The following is a 14,887-nucleotide window of genomic DNA, read 5'->3' as shown; positions in this document are numbered from 1 at the left end:
GGAGGCAAGATCGGACCACCGTTACTATTCGAGCGGTAAGGCTTTTGCGCTCCTTTGCTACACTATCCCCTTCGGTCAGGGATGGGCTATACAGGACTCTGTCGTCATACTGAAAAAAACATAACTCGCTTCACGCACCGTGTTGCTGAGCAAAGGGGATAGTGTGCAAAAGGAGAAAAACAGGGATGTCGCCTCCACGGCCGCCCCAACTTCATGAACTGGCGGTAATATCTTGTTCCGAAAAAAATGCGTAGATAAAACAAGCACACCCGCTTCTGCATGAAGGGGGTGTGCTTGTTGCGTGCTTTATATAGAGTAGAGCCTATTCCCACTCGATAGTGGCCGGCGGCTTGGAAGTGATGTCATACACGATACGGTTGACGTTGTCGACCTCGTTCACGATACGGACGGAGATCTTCTCAAGCACATCCCAAGGGATGCGCGCCCAGTCAGCGGTCATGCCGTCGATGGACGTCACGGCGCGGATGCCGACGGTGTAGGAATAGGTGCGGGCATCGCCCATAACGCCTACGCTCTTCATGTTCGGAAGCGCGGTGAAGTACTGCCAGATCTCGCGATCCAGACCCGCCTTAGCAATCTCATCGCGGAGAATGGCGTCGGATTCGCGTACGATGGTGAGCTTTTCATCCGTTACCTCACCTAATACACGTATCGCTAGACCAGGACCCGGGAACGGCTGACGCCATACGATTGCTTCTGGAAGTCCACACTCTGCTCCAACCTTACGAACCTCATCCTTGAAAAGCGCCTTCAAAGGCTCGACCAGCTTGAACTTAATGTCTTCCGGCAGGCCGCCCACGTTGTGGTGAGACTTGATCGTCTGCGCTGTAGCTGTACCGCTCTCGACGATATCGGTGTACAGGGTGCCTTGAGCCAGGAACTCGAAGTCATCGAACTTCGCAGATTCCTCTTGGAATACGTAGATGAACTCGTTGCCGATAATCTTGCGCTTCTGCTCAGGATCATCTACGCCGCGAAGCTTGCCGAGGAACCGCTCGCTAGCATCAATCTTAACAACCTTCATATCGAACTTGCCCACGAACGTCTCCATGACGCTCTCGGCTTCACCCTTGCGGAGGAGGCCGTGGTCAATGAACATACAAGTCAGCTGATCGCCGATTGCCTTGTGAAGAAGGATGGCAACGACGGAGGAATCTACACCGCCGGACAGGGCGCAGAGCACCTTGCTGCTTCCGACCTGCTCGCGAATGTCACGGATGGTGTCTTCAATGAAGGATTCCATGGTCCAGTTGCCATCGCAGCCGCACACGTTGTAGAGGAAGTTGTGAATCATCTCGTTGCCCTTCAGGGAGTGGCGCACTTCCGGGTGGAATTGAACCGCATAGATATTACGCTCCGGGTGGCTCATCGCTGCGATTGGCGCATGCTCTGTGCTGGCATCCACACGGAAGCCTTCCGGCAGTTCAACGACATGGTCGCCGTGGCTCATCCAGACCGTCTGCTGCTTGTCCAATCCTTGAATGAGATGGCTGGTAGATTCGAACAGGACATCAGCCTTGCCGTATTCCCGCTTGCCTGCACGCTCAACCTTGCCCTTCAGCTGATGGGAGATGAGCTGCATGCCGTAGCAGATTCCGAATATAGGAACGCCAAGATCATAGACAGCCGGATCTACTTGCGGAGCGTTCTCCGCATAGACGCTTGCCGGGCCGCCGGAGAAGACGATGCCCTTCGGCTGAAGCTCAGCAATCTTGGCCGCTGGAGTATTGTAAGGCAGCAGCTCGCTGTAGACACCTAGATCCCTGATGCGACGCGCGATGAGCTGGTTGTATTGTCCCCCGAAATCAAGGACAACGATAATTTCATTCTTATTCATGACCGAGCCTCCCTCAATTAATGGGTTAATTATATAGAATGGTCTTCGAGGGAGTCAAGGTTGGGGATCAACGCGGGATGGGACTTGTGCGTTATTAGGCTAAGACCGATTAAGCAAGGGCTTCTAGACATTCCATATTAAGCTGGTGAAAATGGTGGCTGCACGGATTCTCGCAGCAACTTAACGAGGAAAATCCTTGTTAAACCTGCTATCACCCTCTACCCGGGCAAGCTTAATGAGGAAAATCCTTGTTAAGTGACTTCGCTAGCCCCCAACTAGCTTGCTCTTATGCACTTAACGAGGAAAATCCTTGTTAAACCTGCTATCACCCTCTACCCGGGCAAGCTTAATGAGGAAAATCCTTATTAAGTTGCTACGCTAGCCCCAAACTAGCTTGCTCTTAGGCACTTAACGAGGAAAATCCTTGTTAAACCTGCTATCACCCTCTACCCGGGCACGCTTAACGAGGAAAATCCTTGTTAAGTTGCTACGCTAGCCCCAAACTAGCTTGCTCTTAGGCACTTAACGAGGAAAATCCTTGTTAAACCTGCTATCACCCTCCACCCGGGCAAGCTTAACGAGGAAAATCCTTGTTAAGTGACTTCGCTAGCCCCCAACTAGCTTGCTCTTATGCACTTAACGAGGAAAATCCTTGTTAAACCTGCTATCACCCTCTACCCGGGCAAGCTTAATGAGGAAAATCCTTATTAAGTTGCTACGCTAGCCCCAAACTAGCTTGCTCTTAGGCACTTAACGAGGAAAATCCTTGTTAAACCTGCTATCACCCTCTACCCGGGCAAGCTTAACGAGGAAAATCCTTATTAAGTGGCTACGCTAGCCCCAAACTAGCTTGCTCTTAGGCACTAACGAGGATAATCCTTGTTAAACCTGCTATCACCCTCTACCCGGGCACGCTTAACGAGGAAAATCCTTGTTAAGTGGCTACGCTTATCCCAATAAGAGTGAGGGGGCTTGCTGGAAACAACAAAGAAGCGGACTACCCATAAGCATTGACCATACAATCAATGCTTGAGTTAGTCCGCTATGGTGGAGCGGCTAGGTAGGTCTGTTGCTGCTAGGTAGGATTGGGCTGCCTTGATTGGTACTTGCCGACTTGTTAACAGCTACGACTCGCCTACGCGGGCCGCAGAGCTGCTGCGCTGCGGCTTCGAGCTCTTGCGGGGTTGGTGCGGCCCAGTAATCGGGCCGGCCGTACCTGGCCGAGTCGTCCCAAGCGACGAATTGCTGGAGAGCAGCAATGCGCTCCGGCGAGAGTTCGAGGGCAACCGAGGCTGCATATTCGCGAGCCGATTGATCAGGCGAGCGTCCGCCGATACGGCGGTGCAGCTGCGGCCAGATGAGATTGGCCGCCTGAATATAGCTGTTCCGAAGCCGAGTCCTCGGCTGAAGGGGGGCCGTCACGGCCGCCTCCGCCGCGGTATACGCCGCGCGGTAGCGGCGCAGCGCCAGCGCGAGGCGCAGCCTCTCGCGCTGCCCAATAGCCAGCGCGGCTGCCGCCAGCGCTAGCGCGGCCGCGCCTGCGGCGCTCACAGCGGCGGGCTCCGCCCCCGCCGCTGCCCCGGCGGCGCTCCGCGCCGCCTGCGCGAGGGCTTCGCCTACTCGCGCAACCCCTGAGGCGGCCGCGTCCTCGGCCGCCTCGAGCAGCGCCTGCGCGCGCCCGGACAGTCCGTCCGGGCGAGCTGCCGGCGCTGCGGCAGCGCTAGCGGCTTCGCCGAGGGCTGCGCTGCCGTGCGTGCCGGCCGGCTGGGCGGAGCCGCCGCCGGCCGTGCCCGCAGGTGCCGCTGCTGCGGCACCGATGACGCCGGCGAAGCCCGGCGTCGGATCGAACGGCACCCAACCTATGCCGTCGAAGTAGACCTCCACCCAAGCATGAGCATCCTTGGCACGAATCTCATACTCAGCTAGGCGAACACCGCCAGCCTCATCAGATTCGTCGCCAGCAAGGCCGCTCCCCCCAAGCTTCCCGTCTGACAACAACGTTCCCGAAGCATATCCCTTCACCCATCTGGCCGGAATTCCTTGGCTTCGCAGCATAACGACCATCGCCGTTGAGAAGTGCGCACAATACCCCTGCTTCTGCTCGAATAAGAAATCATCCGCAAAGTCAGCACCCGCCGGTGGAACCTTGCTCTCCGTCAGGGTGTATTTATAGTTGCTCCGCAGATAAGTCTCAACCGCCTTGACCTGGTCATAACGGCTCGTGACCCCGCCTCCCGATACTTCCGAAGCAAGTGCAACCACTCGGCTCGGAAGAGACTTCGGCAATTGAAGGTATGGCTTAAGCTCCGTCACGGACAGAGTGGCGGCGGTCTTCTGGGTAGACTGGCTCGCCTCGTCCGCTCCAACCCCCAGCCCGCTATTGCTCACTCCAACCGACTCACTAGTCGTCTCCCCTCGGAGTCCGCTCCAGAACGTTCCCGAAGACGCTCGAAGAGCAGCTGCATCCGTAACCGGAAGTGTCACATCAAGCGTGTAACTCTCTACCTTCACCTTGTCACTCGGAGGGTAGATGGCGCCATTGCCCTTATACAGAATGTAAGTATCCAGACTCCGCCTCGGATCCGCACCTATCAGACCCTTCACTCGTACACGGTCACTTCCGCTGAAGAGCGGCATCCCCGCAGCAGGAGCTGCAACCTTAACCGATTGTGTTATCTTACGGCCACTATCCACAGCGCCCTGGACCTGCCGCCCTCCCCCCTGCTCCTCATCCTGAACAGGCAGCATCGACATCAAGCTGTCACTGCTCTGCCAGCCTCTGCCGTCATAGACGCTCTTGCTCTCACCACGCCAATATGTGCGCACAGGCGAACTCCCTATGAGGATCACTCTCTCATCCCGTTCCAGAGCCTCCCCAAGCTGTGAATCATCGAATCCGTAGCCCGTCTTGAAGGAATAGCTGCCGACTCCTCCAGCCTTCAATTCCGCCCCGCTGCTAGTCCCGTCGCCCATATTACTTACAGCCTCTTCCAGACGATTCGTCAGCTTACCTGTCCATGATGCAGGCTCATTAGATTCCGGTCGGCCATTCGCAAGCAGCATTCCCGCTCCAATGAGCATCAGAATAAGCAGGAGAGGAGCCGCTATCCCTCTTCCTTGCCGTCTGCTGCCCGAGGCATTGTAAGTATCCTCCCCCAGCAATCTCTGTGCGCGAGGAACTGCTGTAAGCATAGCTAGCAATAGCCCTTCCACAGCGGTACGGACCAATCCGTCCAGCACATTCATACCAAGCCAGATGTCCAGCACTAACAAGTAAGCTGCAGTAATAGCAGCAAGCCCCAGAGCAAGCTGCCTCATCCAGATAAGCGCTTGAAGCGCTGGCGCAAGCATCGCCCAGCCTGCGAACAGGAGCAAGGTGCGCAGTTCACCCGACATGGACCACATCCCCACTTGAAAAAGCAGCCGGACATCGTCCCAGATTAGCCTTGGCAGCGCCATCAACCAGGCCAGGCTGGATTGCTCGCTCCCTTGGAACAGCCACATTACGGTGAGTATACAGATGGATGCCTGCACCAGCAGAGACAGCCCCCAAGGCAGCTGGAACAGCCCCGCTCCGAGTATGCAGCCCACCACCACGAGCAGCGGACCGAACTGGTACACCTCACTCCAATCCTCAGCATGCATCCACGGCAGCAGCCACTCGATGATTAGCCCATACAACAGCAAGCTCGTCAGCAGCCGATACCATAATGACCCTCCGAAGTGACTCGTTGGGCTGCTAGCCCCTGGTATTCCTGCCACTCCTGTTGTTCCTGCTGCCCCTGCCCCTGCACCTGCAGCATCTGCCGAGCCATCTCTCCCGCTCGAGCTTGGACCGCTTGAGCTAGACCGTCTGAACTTGGCCATGGGAAGCACCTCCTTCATTCCCAGCTAGTCGCGTACCGAGCGGTTGACTGTAAGGCACCCAGCTAACCAGCACCCCGCTCCGCTCCAGCTTGCTCTGCTGTTCGCGCATAGCGTAGGTCAGCTGGCTGTCCTTCACCACAATTCGCAGATGGACTCTGCTGCCTTGTTCGGCTGCCTCCGCGGCAAGTGATTCGTAGCTCTTGCTCCTCTGCCAGTCAGCCGTATAACAGACCAACTCGCTATTGCGGGGGAGTCGGTACGTCTGCATCGCCCCATTCCTCACGATTGCCTTACTGTCATCCATAGGACAGATTGTCCCTAGCTCCTGAAGAAGTAAGCTGATTCCTCTCACACCGTCATTGGACCCTTGGAGCAGCTTAGTGACAACTACAGTCTCCTCGGCTGCTTGCTTGGCACCCACAGGAAGTCCGGTACTCCTCTCACGAGACAGAATCAGCAGTCGGCACCTCATGCCTGCATCAGCCGCCTCTTGCAGAGCACTTCCTGCCAAGCTTGCACAAGCGTCGAACAAGCCGTCATCCTTGCCATAGCTAGCAGCGTCGATATCTATAGCGACCAGCGCCTCCACCTGCAGCTCCTTGCCATGCTCCTTCGTGTACAATCCAATTCCCTTCGCTGCAGCCTTCCAGTTGATATGGCGTAGAGAATCTCCTTCACGATACGGACGGCTGTCAGCTCCATAGCCCAGCTCTCTTCCCGTCCTCATCGCTGTGCTTGCCCCATACCTCGACGCTACTGACAATGGCGCCTCTACTTGCTCGATCCATGGCGAGCTGCCGCTCCCTCCGCCGCTTCCCACACTTACAGCAGGGAGCACGATCAGACGGCCTGGGCAGCGAAGTGACTTGCTGACCGCTGTCAATCCCAGCCAGTCCAGTACCGTAATCCGAATCTCCTCATATTCATACAGCCCTCGCTGCAGCTCAGTCACCTCATACTTCAGCGACCATATCTTGCTCATTCCTAATCCGTGCATAACGGTTAGTGAGGCTGAACGAGGCTTCATTGAGCTGCGGCTAAGCAGCTCCTCCTCTGCCACCATCCAGCCAACCAACCAGGGCAGCCGCTGCTCTACTGTCAGTCTAATCGTGGCCGATGAGCCGCTCTCCGCGACTTCTTCGCTAATCTCTCTGTGAACAAGGACCACACTTCGCAAGGCCGCATGAGGCAGCCATCCGCTGGTGAGTATAAGCCCAGTCAGCACCACAGCAAGGAACCATTCCGCAGCCCCTCCCCGCAGGACGATGGCTGCCACACTCGTTAACCAGCCGGCAGCAATGATCGTCCAGGCCGCCCATCTCGTCTGATATCCCGCCTGCTTCGCCTTGCCTGCTGCGCTCTTCATAGCGGTCTCCGTCTCCCCGAAGCAGACCCAGCCGCAGCCGAAGTCACTGCTCCTGCAGGCATCGGCGTCTCCCTCATGATCCGCTGGAGCACGGCCTCAGCAGCTCCACCATGGTGTGCTCCTCCTCTAGCTATGAGCCGGTGGCTTATTACGGCAGACGCAGTTGCCCGAAGGTCATCCGGGAGCACATAGCTGCGGCCCTCGATATACGAGCGTGCACTCGCAGCTCGCAGCCAATCTCTTGAAGCTCTCGGGCTCCCACCCAGCAGCAGATCTGGCGTGGAACGGGTAGCTCCTATGATTCGCACGATATAGCTAATCAGATCAGGATGCACATGGGCCCCTCTAGCCTCTTGCTGCATACGCAGCCACTCATTCGGATGCACGACCGGACGAAGAGATTCAGGGTCCATCCTCTGTCCTGAGGCGTACTTGTCCAGCATCCTCCCTTCCTGCTCTGCATCCGGGTATCCGATGGACAGCCGCATCATGAATCGATCCAGCTGCGCTTCAGGCAGCGCGTTCGTTCCCTCATAGCTAAGCGGATTCTGTGTAGCAATCAGCATGAAGGGCTCCGGCAAGGACCGCGTCTCGCCATCAATCGTTACCTTCCGCTCTTCCATGGCCTCTAGCAAGGCAGACTGTGTGCGGGGCGAGGTGCGGTTAATCTCGTCCGCTAATACTAGATTCGCCATAATCGGGCCAGGCCGATAGACGAACTCACTGTGGCGGCTGTCCCATACCTGACCGCCTGTTACATCCGCAGGAAGCAGATCTGAGGTGAATTGTATTCTGCGGTAATCCCCTCCGAGTACACGCGCGAAGGCATGCGCGAGCATCGTTTTGCCAACGCCGGGCCGATCCTCCAAGAGGACATGACCTCCCGCCAGCAGCGCGGTCAATACCGACAATACGACTTCATGCTTGCCCAGCATGACCGTCTCCACCCTCGAGATGAGGCGGCTAAGCAAGACATGAGGGGGCTCTGGCCACGCTCCTTGCTCGTTCTCCTGCCAATTCAATCTGTAACTTGGGGTACTCATATGACATCCGACCTCCTGGAAGAGTATATCTATTCTATCTTCCAGTCTCGCCAGCTTCCTCTCGATATAGACCTGCTAGATTCGCCCGGATGTTCTATGTCCAGATCTCCTTCAGCTCAGCTGTGAAGGCATAGTCCGTAATCTGAATCCCGAACTCGCTTAATGCGGCGCGGATCGGCACTAGATGAGGCTTGCTTAAGTCCGCTTCCTCTCTCACCCAGAACACCCTCTTGTCCCCTACTGCCGCCTCAGCAATGCCGCTCTCCCTATCCTCGGTGTAGGTTCCGCCTAGCGCCTCCACCAGCTTGTCCAGCGGGACCGAGATGACACCCTTGCTCAGCATGTATTCACTGCCCGCCAGCTTCAGGTCTCCATCCTCTAGATGGACGAGCAGCGGCGGCTTCGGCTGTGGAGGAGGCGTCGTCATACGCAGGACATACTTCCTCAGCTCATCTGCTGCAGCAAGCTCAACCTCACCACGTGACCACTTCAGCTTCGCTGCTTGGGAGAATTGGACAGGCTTCACCTGTTCATTAAGAGCAGCGAACGTATACCCCTTACCCTTGTAAAAATCAATAATCCGAGGCAGCGCCTTAATCGTCTCGGCATGGCTATGACTGTCATGCAGAAGCACCGTCAGTTCATGAGCAAGCTTGGAGCTGTGTATATTCTGTATAATCTCATCAGCCGTTACGTCCAGCCGCCTAGAATCTCCGCTGTCTACATTCCAGTCGTGAACCAGATAGCCCGACTTCCTCATCGCCTCCCAATACCCCTTGTCGAAGTTCCCATAACTACCTCCAGGAGCCCTCACCAGCCTAGTATGCTGCCCTGCAGCCTGATAGATTGTCTGATCCGTCTTCATCAATTGCCGGGCGAATTCAGCGAATCCGCCGTACAGCTTCTTGTACTCATGGTCATACGTATGGTTGCCAATGGCATGTCCTTCCTGGACGACACGGCGCACGATATCCGGTCTCTCGTCCACATGCTCTCCGAGCATGAAGAAGGTGGCTGTGACCTTGTAGCTGCTTAGAATATCCAGAACCTCGAGCGTATGCTCGCTAGGTCCATCATCGAAGGTCAAGTACACGGTAGGCTTGGCCGGCTGGGCTGGCTTAGCTGGCTTAGCTGGTTGGGCTGGTCCGCCCGTCTTGGCCAGCTTGGCGGACTCGACTCGGATGTCCGTGGCCAGTTTTTCCGACTCAGTGGACGTGACCGCGACTTGCACGTCCGCAGCCAGCTTGTCCAGCTCAGTGGACGCGACCGCGACTTGCACGTCCGCAGCCAGCTTGTCCAGCTCAGCAAGCTGGACTGGTCCATCCGTCATGGCCAGCTTAGCGGACTCGATTGGCCCTTCCGCCATGGCTGGCTTGTCCAGCATAGCGGACTCCACGGGCTCGTCTGGCATACCTGCCACCATCCCCCCTTGCGCGGTGGAATTCGGCGCTGTGAATGACGCTGAAGGGGCTTGCGGTGAGCCTTCTTGTGGAACTACGGCTATCCTCCCTGATGGTAGTCCTTCCGCTCTAACCGCCTCTCCCTTATACCCAGCCCAGCTCCCTGCACTTGCCGTGCTGCACGCAATAATTAGAGCCCACCCCAGCATCCTCATCCTACGCCGCATGCCCTATCTTCCTCTCTATCTTGCGAATTGTCGTGATCTACTGACCACTCTGATAGATTATATGAGGGGGCTGTCTAGTAGATGACAGGATAAGAGCTGCGAATTCGGTTATCCTAAGGAGAAGTATTTCTGATAGAATGGAGGTACGAGTTCGAGGACGGAGGAAGGACGACATCATGGATTATATTATTCTGGATATTGAGTTCAATGGACGGAAGTTCGCAAGCGAGCTGCCGATGGAGGTGATTGAGATTGGAGCGGTACGCCTGAACTCCTCTCTGCAGTATGTAGATGAATTCACGGCGCTGGTGAAGCCCGTATACTTCTCCAAGCTTAATTCCTTCATTAAGAAAAAAACCGGAATCCCCCAAGAGGACATCGATACCGCAGATGGATTCCCTAAGGTAATTGGTGAATTCCTCAGCTGGCTGGCGAGGAGTGAGTCCTGTCTGCTCTTCACCTGGGGCGGCGAGGATCTGAAGCGAATCGTGTTCGACACGCGCATGCATAAGCTGGACGATTCCTATTGGATGGCGGCAGACTATTACGATCTGCTGAAGGGCTACTTGCGGGTGAATGGGCTGACGAACGACGTCAGCGTCGAAGGAGCCCTGCTTGAGCTTGGCATCTCTGGAGAAGGCTCGGCTCACCGAGCGCTTGATGATGCGAAGATGACGGCGGAGATTCTGCGTGCGGTGTTCACCGAGCTGGACTTAGAGCGGATGCAGAAGTTCAAGGATGTATACTCCAATGCGAAGGAACGCCGAATGGTGAAGAACGCCATTAAGGCGATGCTCGCTCGCAAGGCCGTGCCTAGCTGGGAGCTGCTTGTGGAGCATTTTCTGAAGGACAAGCTGTCCCTCGAGGATCCTAAGAAGGCAGCCGAGCTGCAGGAGTACTTCCATGTGGAGGCAGCCAAGAACGCAGCGAAGAAGCCTCCCGTTCCGGCCGGCACTTCCAGCTAGAGGTCCCTCAACGCAATCTGTAACGACAAGTTTGGGCCATCCTTTGCAGGATGGCCCTTCCCATTCATATCTGTCTTTTAACCTTGACGGCCGAGGCGGCGAGGCCTCCAAACCCATCATCCGGATCATTTAGAGGTATTTTTTACCTCTATTTCGCTTCAAACCCACCATCCGGCTCATTTAGAGGTATTTTTTACCTCTATTTCACCCCCCCTATTTCAGCTTCTCTACTGTGAAGAGAGGGATACTTACACTCCCTTCCCGGCAGCCAGTTACCTTGTACCGGATGCCTCCCTCCACTTGGTCCGAATCTAATCCTTCACAGTAGCTGAGTATTCGCTCGCGTGATCCCCATGCATCCAGTGTGCCGTCTTGAATATGCTGTATACTCTTCCCGTCGAAGGACAGATGATCGAACACTGCGCCTCCCTCCGTGGTATAAGACGTTACACGCACAGCATCCTGCTTGCCTGCCTCCACATTCCCCGTGAACTTCTTCCATACGGACAGATTGCTAATCTGACCATGCACATTCACCAGATCACCGTTCTTCTCCGCCTGCTCTGGAGAGTACTCTAGCTTGGACATCAGTTCAACTAGAGCCTGCGCTGAAGCTTCCGTCAGCGTATAATGGGTGTCCGGGTCAGATTCATACCTGTACATCCCGCTAGACTTGTCGAAGTTCAGCCACAAGATGACTTCAGCAGGGGCACTCTCCCCAGCCACTGTAACCCGGTAATCTGGTTGTCTGCTTTTCATAATCCCCTTCATTCGGACCCCTGTGCTGAGCGCGGCTGTGAACACCTGACCCTCCTCCCTATCATATTCAACTAACAAGTCACTATCCTTCACCAGATTACTGTAGAATCTTACCTCCACCTTAACCCCCTCCTTGCGGACCAATGGGGTTGGACTAGCAGCTAATGTCGGGCTTGGGCTTGTCTCCACTTGAGCCGGCTCCTCCTCTGCACATCCCAACACCCCGAACAATATGAGGCTCATCAAGACTGCTAACCCTAACTTCCCTAAGTGCATCGTAACTTCTCCTCTCCTCAACATCCTCCTGACCTCGTTATGAATATGAACGAATCTGACCCTCCAATAGTTGCACGAGGTGGTAATGAAGGAAATATAAGGGATATGTCGAATAAGAGAGGAGGAATTCCGACATTTTACTACGGAGAGGATATTAACCAATGAGAAAAATCATGACCACCCTGCTGCTGCTCGCCCTGCTTGCCATCCCGCTTCATCAAGCTTCAGCCGAAGGAGAAGCTCTTCATTATGCAATTGATTCTATTGAAGTTAGTTATGCTGCCGAGTTCACTCTGCACCCCACTGCCGCGGATCCCAATCATTGGCTGACCGCCCTAGCAGGGGGAACGGATAAGCCGCTGTCGATCGTCTATGGCATAGTCACACTGAAGACGGGGAGCAACGCATTCGAAGAGCAATTCATTAAGCTGACCGGAGAGAATGGGAGCGAGCGATTCCTTCATAACTCACTCTCGAATGAATACTATGACCAATCCCACCAGCTGCTCCGGACTTCCACCATACAATTCTGGTCTGGTAAGCAATTAGGCAGCAAGGAAGTGATTAAGGATTACACCAAGCCCATGAAGACCGTCCACCTTGTCAAAAACCTCGACCCGTCGGGCAATATTCTAGGCTATACGTTATCCTCTCCTCATGAGGGAGCAACCAATCAGGATGTGGCGTCTGCTGTCAACCACTACTCCATGGCAGCGAGCACCTTGGTCGATACAATCGCCGATGCCGCTGCTCCGCTGAAGGAGGTTCCTGCTGATGAAAATAACTAGAGCTGTCTTCGTCCTCCTCATGATCGCAGTGCTTATACTGCCAACTGCTATCTCACATGCGAATGACAGCCCCTATCAGAAGGAGCGGGAGACGCTTGAGGCTCTCGGGTTATTCCAAGGTACGAGCAAGGGTCCCGAACTAAGTAAAACGATGACTCGTGCGCAAGCAGCTGTTGTCCTGCTTCGAATGTCTGGAGACCTTACGTCAATGGCTAGTGAAGTCGGTGCTGCTTCCCTATTCACAGATCTGAGTTCTACACATTGGGCTTATCCCTACGTGATGCATGCGACTAATAAGGGTTATATCAAGGGGACAAGCACAACGCAATTCTCACCTGAGCAGAGTGTAACAGGCAAGCAATTCATTACGATGATGCTGCGCTCATTAGGATATGTAGATGCTCAGCCACAATCCGCAGCCAAGCTCGCCGTCCAGGCGGGTATGCTTAGCACCGATGCAGCTGCCCGGCTAACCTCAGCAGATCCGTTCGTTCGCGGGAGTATGGTCGAGGTCATGTATGCGATGCTTACGACGAAGCTGAAGGGGGAAGAACAGACCGTCCTGAACCGCCTCGTTGCGAAGGGCCAAGTGACGAAGGAGGCAGCTCTTGCCACTGGTCTATTGGTTGAAGAAGGCAATCCACAACCAACGCCAGCTCCTGAGAAGCCTGTAGAGCCCGAGACACCTAAGGATCCTATGGACGCCATCGAGCAAGCGATTCACGATAAGCTGCACGGTCATTGATTTGAAAAAATGGCCGCGACACTGAGTCAGTCAGTGTTGCGGCCATTTTACATCCTAAGAGCAGCTTTAAGTTATCGATCTCCGTTACTTTAAAAGATCCTGGTAATTTGGAGAGAAATCATGTTTATTGGGCCCTTTAACATGTTCGAAATTTTTAATCTCAACTCCAGCAGGAGAGATTCGATATGTAAAAATATCTTCACCAACGGGAATATGAGGTCCCACAGTTGGATGCACATCAAGAGTAATCAAGAAATCAAAACCACGGAAGCCATTTACCCTTCTGACATCCTTCACATCAACAAAATAAGGATAAATATCTGGTGATCCTGGTACTGTAAATAAATCCGAATATACATCAGCAAGTTTTTCTGTCATATGAGGAAGCAACAGCAATACAAGCATATCTTGAAATTGTAATTCTTTTGAGTCCTTATTTGGCTTTTCAACAGATGCATGACACAATTGCGATCCTGCCATTGATAATAGGATTACAAAGCAAATGATTATCCTCAAGATTCATGCCCCTCTCTACCTTTATCCAAACAAACATTAAATAATTTATCCAGAACAGAGAGGTGTATGCATTAGTGTAATCTACCCGATCTTAGCCGGCTTTGTTCAGTTAACGTTCTCCGTAGTTTAATCTAATTAGAAGCTTGTTCTCGTTGTTAATTAAGCTATCTGATTTAACCTCACATTAAGCTCTTCCATAGATCATCAAATACTCCATCGTCCATTTTAAAGAAAACATGGGCATTACTATACATCACATAGCTATCCTTGAATAACCGTAATCTGACTTCACTATTATCGTTTAATTTTAGTAAAACAAATTTTTGTTCTTCGGTTTCAAAGATACCAATCTGTTGTAAAGGTTGCTGTTCAATTGGTAATGCCTTATTTAACTCGCCTAGAAATTTATGCAACGTTTCATTGACCGAAAGATTATGAAATTCCTGTTTATTATAATTCCAGCTGTCACGTTCTTCCCAAGAAGCAGATTGAATATTGTCTTCTAATTTCAGTTTCTTAAAAATATCTTCTCCACTATTTACTGATAGTCCGTTAAGACACTCATAGAACTCGGACAATATCTCCCCATCCTGCTCCATATACGACATGATTCTGAAGTCACTGTCATATCCCGTAACGGTATAAATTTCAATTTCACCAATGGTTGAGGCGAGCTCAGTTGCATAAGCAGATTGATCGCTCCACTCATCAATGTTACCTTTCGTACGTCCAATTTTCTCACCAAGCAGCGAGGATGCAAACTTCGGAGCTATGTGTGTAGCAGTTTGCGTATAAATTCGACCTTTATACACGATAAGACCGATCATATCTGCAGATTCATTCGTTTTTTTATGTAGTTTTAATTTTGGTAAAATTACGCTTTCAGAATTTTGACCTACAAATGCAATAGTATTTTGATTTGTCTGTTTGTGTTCTGTTTCTACTTGGTTTACATGCGAACTTAAGCCACAGCCAGATAACATCAATACAGTTAATGAAGCACAAATAACTGGTTTAACATATTTTTTTATTTTCATTCTTCTCACCCCTTATCTATCTAGACGAGAATCGACCAGT

Annotated in this window: 11 protein-coding genes; 3 read left to right on the top strand and 8 right to left on the bottom strand. The window is 53.3% G+C overall.

Going from position 1 to position 14,887, the window contains the following annotated elements; all coding sequences use genetic code 11:
• Positions 1–322: 322 nt before the first annotated feature.
• From guaA to ACFO9Q_RS14465, 5 genes are all read right to left on the bottom strand, one after another.
• Positions 323–1,858, bottom strand: a complete 1,536-nt coding sequence (guaA, locus tag ACFO9Q_RS14485; RefSeq protein ID WP_379183218.1) for a glutamine-hydrolyzing GMP synthase — start codon at positions 1,856–1,858, stop codon at positions 323–325.
• A gap of 1,056 nt (positions 1,859–2,914) precedes the next feature.
• On the bottom strand, positions 2,915–5,725 hold the full coding sequence (locus ACFO9Q_RS14480) for a DUF4129 domain-containing transglutaminase family protein (protein WP_379183216.1): 2,811 nt from the start codon (positions 5,723–5,725) through the stop codon (positions 2,915–2,917).
• Positions 5,703–7,091 (bottom strand): DUF58 domain-containing protein, encoded by a 1,389-nt coding sequence (locus ACFO9Q_RS14475; RefSeq protein ID WP_379183214.1) that lies wholly within the window; start codon positions 7,089–7,091, stop codon positions 5,703–5,705. Before ACFO9Q_RS14475 ends, ACFO9Q_RS14480 begins: the two co-directional genes overlap by 23 nt.
• Positions 7,088–8,134: an AAA family ATPase gene (locus ACFO9Q_RS14470; RefSeq protein ID WP_379183212.1), complete on the bottom strand. Its 1,047-nt coding sequence runs from the start codon at positions 8,132–8,134 to the stop codon at positions 7,088–7,090. Before ACFO9Q_RS14470 ends, ACFO9Q_RS14475 begins: the two co-directional genes overlap by 4 nt.
• Before the next feature lie 94 nt (positions 8,135–8,228).
• Positions 8,229–9,761 carry a polysaccharide deacetylase family protein gene (locus ACFO9Q_RS14465; RefSeq protein WP_379183210.1) on the bottom strand — a complete coding sequence of 511 codons (1,533 nt, stop codon included), beginning with the start codon at positions 9,759–9,761 and terminating at the stop codon, positions 8,229–8,231.
• Positions 9,762–9,937: 176 nt separating this feature from the next.
• Between ACFO9Q_RS14465 and ACFO9Q_RS14460 the strand changes: the two genes are divergently transcribed.
• Positions 9,938–10,726, top strand: coding sequence for an exonuclease domain-containing protein (locus ACFO9Q_RS14460; protein WP_379183208.1), 789 nt, complete (start codon positions 9,938–9,940; stop codon positions 10,724–10,726).
• 213 nt (positions 10,727–10,939) lie between these two features.
• Here ACFO9Q_RS14460 and ACFO9Q_RS14455 read toward each other — a convergent pair whose 3' ends face one another.
• On the bottom strand, positions 10,940–11,761 hold the full coding sequence (locus ACFO9Q_RS14455; protein WP_379183206.1) for a DUF4362 domain-containing protein: 822 nt from the start codon (positions 11,759–11,761) through the stop codon (positions 10,940–10,942).
• Between the two features lie 161 nt (positions 11,762–11,922).
• Between ACFO9Q_RS14455 and ACFO9Q_RS14450 the strand changes: the two genes are divergently transcribed.
• Together ACFO9Q_RS14450 and ACFO9Q_RS14445 are read left to right on the top strand one after the other, a co-directional pair.
• Entirely contained in the window at positions 11,923–12,549 is a 627-nt protein-coding gene (locus ACFO9Q_RS14450) for a hypothetical protein (protein WP_379183204.1), read from the top strand.
• A complete protein-coding gene (locus tag ACFO9Q_RS14445; RefSeq protein WP_379183202.1) occupies positions 12,536–13,294 on the top strand; it encodes an S-layer homology domain-containing protein in 759 nt (252 codons plus the stop codon). The genes ACFO9Q_RS14450 and ACFO9Q_RS14445 overlap by 14 nt, the downstream gene beginning before the upstream one ends.
• An 84-nt stretch (positions 13,295–13,378) precedes the next feature.
• On the opposite strand, the gene ACFO9Q_RS14440 is transcribed toward ACFO9Q_RS14445, so the two are convergent.
• Both ACFO9Q_RS14440 and ACFO9Q_RS14435 read right to left on the bottom strand, forming a co-directional pair.
• On the bottom strand, positions 13,379–13,810 hold the full coding sequence (locus ACFO9Q_RS14440; protein WP_379183200.1) for a DUF3888 domain-containing protein: 432 nt from the start codon (positions 13,808–13,810) through the stop codon (positions 13,379–13,381).
• Between the two features lie 179 nt (positions 13,811–13,989).
• The gene (locus ACFO9Q_RS14435; RefSeq protein ID WP_379183198.1) at positions 13,990–14,847 is read right to left on the bottom strand and encodes a hypothetical protein; all 858 of its coding nucleotides are present in this window, start codon (positions 14,845–14,847) and stop codon (positions 13,990–13,992) included.
• Positions 14,848–14,887: the final 40 nt, after the last annotated feature.

The organism is Paenibacillus sp. GCM10023252, assembly GCF_042653305.1.
GTDB lineage: Bacteria > Bacillota > Bacilli > Paenibacillales > Paenibacillaceae > Pristimantibacillus.
Note: the sequence above shows the minus strand (reverse complement) of the source record. Positions and strands in the feature narration are given on the sequence as shown.

What these genes read in the sequence shown, in the direction of transcription:
- guaA (WP_379183218.1), bottom strand. Translation starts at nt 1,858, where the DNA reads ATGAATAAGAATGAAATTATCGTTGTCCTTGATTTCGGGGGACAATAC.
- ACFO9Q_RS14480 (WP_379183216.1), bottom strand. Translation starts at nt 5,725, where the DNA reads ATGGCCAAGTTCAGACGGTCTAGCTCAAGCGGTCCAAGCTCGAGCGGG.
- ACFO9Q_RS14475 (WP_379183214.1), bottom strand. Translation starts at nt 7,091, where the DNA reads ATGAAGAGCGCAGCAGGCAAGGCGAAGCAGGCGGGATATCAGACGAGA.
- ACFO9Q_RS14470 (WP_379183212.1), bottom strand. Translation starts at nt 8,134, where the DNA reads ATGAGTACCCCAAGTTACAGATTGAATTGGCAGGAGAACGAGCAAGGA.
- ACFO9Q_RS14465 (WP_379183210.1), bottom strand. Translation starts at nt 9,761, where the DNA reads ATGCGGCGTAGGATGAGGATGCTGGGGTGGGCTCTAATTATTGCGTGC.
- ACFO9Q_RS14460 (WP_379183208.1), top strand. Translation starts at nt 9,938, where the DNA reads ATGGATTATATTATTCTGGATATTGAGTTCAATGGACGGAAGTTCGCA.
- ACFO9Q_RS14455 (WP_379183206.1), bottom strand. Translation starts at nt 11,761, where the DNA reads ATGCACTTAGGGAAGTTAGGGTTAGCAGTCTTGATGAGCCTCATATTG.
- ACFO9Q_RS14450 (WP_379183204.1), top strand. Translation starts at nt 11,923, where the DNA reads ATGAGAAAAATCATGACCACCCTGCTGCTGCTCGCCCTGCTTGCCATC.
- ACFO9Q_RS14445 (WP_379183202.1), top strand. Translation starts at nt 12,536, where the DNA reads ATGAAAATAACTAGAGCTGTCTTCGTCCTCCTCATGATCGCAGTGCTT.
- ACFO9Q_RS14435 (WP_379183198.1), bottom strand. Translation starts at nt 14,847, where the DNA reads ATGAAAATAAAAAAATATGTTAAACCAGTTATTTGTGCTTCATTAACT.